The organism is Paenibacillus sp. OT2-17 (assembly GCF_009827695.1).
GTDB classification, from domain to species: Bacteria; Bacillota; Bacilli; order Paenibacillales; family Paenibacillaceae; genus Paenibacillus; species Paenibacillus polymyxa_B.
In genome coordinates this window covers 1-5,696 of record NZ_WUDQ01000223.1, presented here as the reverse complement: position 1 = coordinate 5,696, position 5,696 = coordinate 1, and the positions used below count along the sequence as shown (strand labels likewise).

Below are 5,696 nucleotides of genomic sequence, written 5' to 3'. Positions count from 1 at the left end.
GCGATTACCGTGGTAGATACGCAATTGTATGAGGCAGCAGAGATGGACGGAGCTGGACGCCTGAGAAAGACATGGCACGTTACCTTGCCTGCGATCCGCCCAGTCATTATTACATTATTAATTTTGAAGATCGGTAGCACGTTGGATTTGGGCTTTGAGCATATGTATCTGCTATTGAACTCATTAAACCGCGAGGTTGCCGAAATCTTTGACACCTACATTTATACTGCGGGCTTAAAGAATGGACAATTAAGTTTCAGTACGACGGTAGGACTTTTTAAAGGTGTAGTAGGGTTAATCCTGATTATGGGCTCCAATCGACTGGCCAAGAAATTTGGTGAAGACGGCGTTTACTAATGACGACGGGAAGGATGCAAAATGGTACGGTTTGTAGAAAACATGAACAAATGGTGCATGCGCCTGCTGCGCCTGGTCTACCTTAACTTGCTTTGGACGGTTGCGACGATTCTGGGCTTGGGTTTTATAGGCGTTGGGCCTGCAACCGTTGCTATGCTTAGTATTTTAAGGCAGTGGATTCGGGGCAATGAGGAAGTCGCCATTTTCTCGACGTTTGTACGTTACTTTAGAGAAAGCTTTAAAGAAGCAGCAATCATTGGCGGGCTTTACAGCCTTGTGGGTTACGTGCTCTACGTGGATATAGTCAACGTCTCGTCCTGGTATGTTCGTGTGGTGACGCTTATTGGAGCCTTTTTGTATCTCATCTCTTTGGCCTACATTTTCCCGCTGCTGGCTCACTATGATTGGAAAGGTATCGGACTGAAGGTCAAAATGTCGATAGTGATTGGATTTTCGTATTTACAATATACGCTTGTTCTTTTTGTAGCAATTGTCGTGCTTTTTGCATTGATTCTAGGCTTGTACCCAGGAATTCTAACTTTTGCCGGAGCAAGTATTATGGGTTATCTCGTGATGTGGATGACGCATCAGGTGTTCAGCAAAATAGAGCGAGAGGTTCTGGTGAAAGAGGAAGATATGGCATAAATATATAAACAGAAAAGGAGCAAACACGATGAAAAAGGGAATCACGACGAAAAAGGGAGTATCGGGCCTTCTTGCTGTACTAATGGTCATGAGTGTTTTTTTAGCTGCTTGCGGTGACAAGGGAGCTGAGGATCAAAGCGGCCAAACCTATGATCCAAAGTCCAAACTGGAATTTACCTGGTTAAACGTATTGCATACAGCTTCTCCGCCTACAGAAACGATCAAAAGCAAAATTGAAGAATACACCAATTCTAAAATCACGTTCAATTGGGTGCCTGACGCTTCCAAAGAAGAGAGAATCACTACCGCGCTTGCATCCGGCGAATTGGCCGATATGGTGACCCTGACGATGATGACAAATTCTTCAGTACGAAGCTCTTTGAAATCAGGGCTATTCTGGGATGTAGGAAAGTATTTGGATGATTATGAAAATTTGAAGAAAATCCCGCCTGAAGTTCGGGAAGCCGCATCCATTGAAGGGGTACTGTATGGCGTTCCGTTCCAGAAGAATCTGGCTCGGGCGGGTCTGGTCATTCGCCAGGATTGGCTGGATCGCTTGGGACTGAAGGTGCCGACGACACTGGATGAGTTGTATGAAGTTGCGAGAGCGTTTACAGAAGATGATCCGGATGGAAATGGAAAAAATGATACGACTGGGTTTGTTGACAGATCGGATCTACGCTACAGCAGCTTCAAAACTTTAAGTTCCTACTTTGGCACACCTAATGGCTGGAAAGTAGATGAAAGCGGAAAATTTACGCCGGAATTTGATACTCCTCAATATTTGGAGACCTTAAAGTATTCCAATAAATTATACAAAAACGGATATCTCTCTAAAGACTTTGCTGTAACCGCTAAAACGGACCAGCAACAACAATTTGCACAAGGTAAAGCAGGTATTTATACAGGTATGATCGATATCTCTAACCTCAGAACCTTGTCCCAAGGCTTACAAAAGGGGCTGAAGCTGGTACCGGTTAACAAGATTTCGAATGGAGATGGCAAATACCACGTATGGTCTGAGGGAAGCGGGGTAGGAGGTTTGCTGGCATTTCCGAAATCCGAAGTAAAAACAGAAGCTGAGTTGAAGAGACTGCTGCAATTTGTAGATGATTTAATTGACAAAGATGTATATATGTATATGACCGGCGGTATAGAAGGCACTCATTATAAGATCGAAAAAGATGGAGCCTTCAAAATTACGAATACAGATTTGTGGCAAGCAGATGTTCAGCCGTTTTCAAGCTCCAGACCAAGTGAAGTGACCTACAACTTAAAAGATGCCAATCCAGAAAAGGAACTGGCTAATGAATTAGTCCGAGAAAATAATGAATTTGCTGTTCTGGACCCGACCGTTCCACTGGATTCAGTCACCGCTAATGAGCAAGGAACAGAGCTGGAGAAAATCATTACCGACGCCTCCTTCAAATTTATTATGGGTGAGCTTGACGAAGCCGGGTTTAAAGCAGCCGTAGAAAACTGGAAAAACTCCGGTGGATCACGGATTACTGCTGAGTACGAGGAAGCGTATAAGAAAACGAAAAAATAATAGTTGAGCATGGCTGTTGCCCCCAGACTCCTTGAATGATTTCTTGGATGTTGAAATCCGGGGGCAGCTTATGCTTTTCCAATACAAAATGGATCTAACATTCACAAAATATAAAGACAGGAGAGAACGAAATGCAATTGTATAACATTGTAGATTATGGAGCAGTTCAGGATGGCACGACGCTGGCTACGGGAGCGATTGCGGCTGCCATTGAAGCGGCCAGCAATGCTGGAGGAGGAACCGTTTTTGTTCCGTCTGGGACGTATCTGACAGGTGCTATCTTTCTGAAAAGTAACATTGAGCTGCATGTAAGCCCTGGCGCAACTCTGTCCTTCAGTACGGAACTGGCTGATTACCCTGTAGTAGAATCCAGATGGGAAGGCGTTCAGCGGGAAGTGCATGCGTCATGCATTTATGGGCAGAACCTTGAGAATATTTCAGTTACAGGTAGCGGAACGCTGGATGGAAATGGTCAGCCGTGGTGGGAAAAGCACCGCAATCATCCAGAGGAGTTACAGTATCCGAGACCCAAATTAATCAGCTTTGACCGTTGTCAGCGGGTTACCATTAAAGATGTTATGTTAAAAAATTCCCCCAGTTGGACTGTAAACCCCATCGCTTGCTATAACGTTACAATTGATAATTTGTCCATTCTTAACCCGGCGGACTCCCCCAATACGGATGGCATTAATCCTGAATCCTGTTCCAATGTTCGTATTAGCAACTGCAATATAGATGTGGGCGATGACTGTATTGCGATCAAAGCAGGAACTGAAGATACACAAGAGCGAATTCCATGTGAAAATATTACGATTACCAACTGTACGATGGTGCATGGACATGGCGCAGTCGTACTGGGAAGCGAAATGAGTGGTGACATTCGTAATGTTACGATCAGCAATTGCGTGTTCAAGCAAACGGATCGGGGCATACGTCTGAAATCCAGACGAGGACGTGGCGGAACCATCGAGGATATTCGCGTCAGCAACATTGTGATGGAAGATGTAATTTGTCCATTTATTCTGAATCTTTATTATTTCTGCGGCCCTCGGGGCAAAGACAAATATGTGTGGGACAAAAATCCCTATCCGATTACCGATGAAACCCCGTGCTTTAGACGAATCCATTTTTCCGATATTACGGCACGACAGGTTCATGCGGCTGCTGGATTCTTATACGGACTTGCAGAACAATATATTGCTGAAATCACATTTTCCAATATTGATATTTCTATGGCTAAAAATGCAATTCCCGGTCGTCCGGCCATGATGACAGGGATAGAAGATATGAACAACCGTGGTTTTTATCTAGGTAACGTGAAGGATATTCGTTTTCAACATGTGACGATTGAGAATCATGAAGGTCCTGCCTTTTATATTGAAAATGGGGAGGACGTTGAAATCAATCGTTGCCATTCGAAGAATACAGCTCAGCCCGAAAAGCTGATAGAACAAGTAACGATACAACCTTCTGAACAAAATATGATGAATTAGGAGGGCATGAAAGGAGGTACAACGTGGATAAGTTGCAAGCATTGTTGGGAGACCTTCCGGCAGATCGCCCTGTAACGGCAACTCTGCTGAATCAAGAAGAGCGTGAGGGATATCGACTGGAGTGTCTCCTGCTGGACTTGAACGGGATCGAGTCTGTACCCGCTTATGTAGCTACACCCTTACAAGGGAACGGTCCGTTCCCATTGGTCGTTTTTAACCATTCGCATGGAGGCAATTATACGAACGGGCGCAAGGAACTGATCCATAGCAGTTCTTACTTACAGCAGCCCTCGTTTGCTACAACTCTGACAGACATGGGGTACTGTGTATGCTGCATTGACATGTGGGGATTTAATGAACGTGGAGGCAAAACCGAGAGCGAGCTGGTAAAGGAAATGCTCTGGCAGGGCCAAGTGCTGTGGGGCATGATGCTGTATGATAACCGTCGTTTGGTGGATTATATGTGCCAGCGTGAGGACATTGATGCTTCTCGTATCGGAACAATCGGTATGTCGATGGGTGGACTCATGGCATGGTGGATGGCTGCGTTAGATGAACGGATACAGGTCACGGTTGATATTTGTGGACAGGTAGATGCCCATACGCTGATCGCCAAAAGGGGATTGGACCATCATGGCTTCTACTCCTATGTCCCCGGCTTGCTGAAGCATTTTACCACCTTGGATATTCAAAAGCGGATCGTACCTCGTCCACGGATGAGTATAACAGGTCAAAATGACCGGATGTGTCCTATTGAAGGAGTCGAGCATTTGGCAAAAGGGCTGCTGGAAGCTTACCAGGAGGCAGGTCACCCTGAGCATTGGCAGCCTGTGATTGCGGGCGGTGGACATATGGAGACGTTGGAAATGCGAACGGCGTGGCAGTCATTTTTAGCTGAACACCTGTAAATCAAATGAAGGGATCGGGGTAACCATGCTAGTTGGAAAAGAATCCTTTTGTGATTTCCATACGATTCAGGAGGCGATTGCTGTATTGGAGCAGTCGGCTTCCAACGAAATGGAAACGCTAACTATTTTATCAGGTACTTATGAGGAAGAGGTACGAATTTACCGTTCATATCTTCATATTATAGGCATTGGGCAGGTAGAGATTCGAATGGATCGGTATGCCAAGGAGCGGGATGAAGCGGGTGAGGAAATAGGGACCTTTGCGACACCTACTTTATTTTTAGGCGGTAGCCATCTGATCTTGGAAAATCTCACAATTTCCAACACGGCAGGACAGGGAGAAGCCATTGGGCAGGCCGTTGCGGTATACGCTCATTGTGATGAAACGGTCTTTAGAAACTGTACCTTTAAAGGGCACCAGGATACTTTATTTACAGGCCCTCTACCTCCTGCACCGAAAGAACGACTCCAGTTTGGTGGAATCCATTTGAAGGAGCATCATAGGCACTATCGGCAGCTCTATCAGCATTGTTATATAGAGGGTACGGTGGACTTTATTTTTGGTGGGGCTACCGCGTATTTTGAAGATTGCGAAATTCGCAGTTTACGCCATCATAAGAACCAAACGAGCTACGTTACAGCTGCCTCTACGCCGCAAGGACAAGCGTATGGTTATGTATTCAACCATTGCTACCTAACTGCAGAGCCTGATATTACTCCGGTTTTTTTGGGGCGTCCGTGGCG

General features: G+C 45.4%; 6 protein-coding genes. All 6 read left to right on the top strand.

The genetic code is table 11. The features are described 5' to 3' along the window. A partial coding sequence (locus GRP75_RS17990; RefSeq protein ID WP_160789962.1) for an ABC transporter permease subunit occupies positions 1-357 on the top strand: 357 nt, incomplete at its 5' end. A 21-nt stretch (positions 358-378) separates the two neighbouring features. Further along, positions 379-1,002, top strand: a complete 624-nt coding sequence (locus GRP75_RS17985; protein ID WP_023989417.1) for a YesL family protein — start codon at positions 379-381, stop codon at positions 1,000-1,002. A 28-nt stretch (positions 1,003-1,030) separates the two neighbouring features. Next, the gene (locus GRP75_RS17980) at positions 1,031-2,551 is read left to right on the top strand and encodes an extracellular solute-binding protein (RefSeq protein WP_028540499.1); all 1,521 of its coding nucleotides are present in this window, start codon (positions 1,031-1,033) and stop codon (positions 2,549-2,551) included. 131 nt (positions 2,552-2,682) lie between these two features. Next, positions 2,683-4,044, top strand: coding sequence for a glycoside hydrolase family 28 protein (locus GRP75_RS17975; protein WP_028540500.1), 1,362 nt, complete (start codon positions 2,683-2,685; stop codon positions 4,042-4,044). A gap of 23 nt (positions 4,045-4,067) precedes the next feature. Beyond that, positions 4,068-4,952 carry a dienelactone hydrolase family protein gene (locus GRP75_RS17970; RefSeq protein WP_023989414.1) on the top strand — a complete coding sequence of 295 codons (885 nt, stop codon included), beginning with the start codon at positions 4,068-4,070 and terminating at the stop codon, positions 4,950-4,952. Positions 4,953-4,977: 25 nt separating this feature from the next. Continuing rightward, the coding region (locus GRP75_RS17965; RefSeq protein WP_160789961.1) for a pectinesterase family protein at positions 4,978-5,696 on the top strand (719 nt) is incomplete at its 3' end.

What these genes read in the sequence shown, in the direction of transcription:
- GRP75_RS17985 (WP_023989417.1), top strand. Translation starts at nt 379, where the DNA reads ATGGTACGGTTTGTAGAAAACATGAACAAATGGTGCATGCGCCTGCTG.
- GRP75_RS17980 (WP_028540499.1), top strand. Translation starts at nt 1,031, where the DNA reads ATGAAAAAGGGAATCACGACGAAAAAGGGAGTATCGGGCCTTCTTGCT.
- GRP75_RS17975 (WP_028540500.1), top strand. Translation starts at nt 2,683, where the DNA reads ATGCAATTGTATAACATTGTAGATTATGGAGCAGTTCAGGATGGCACG.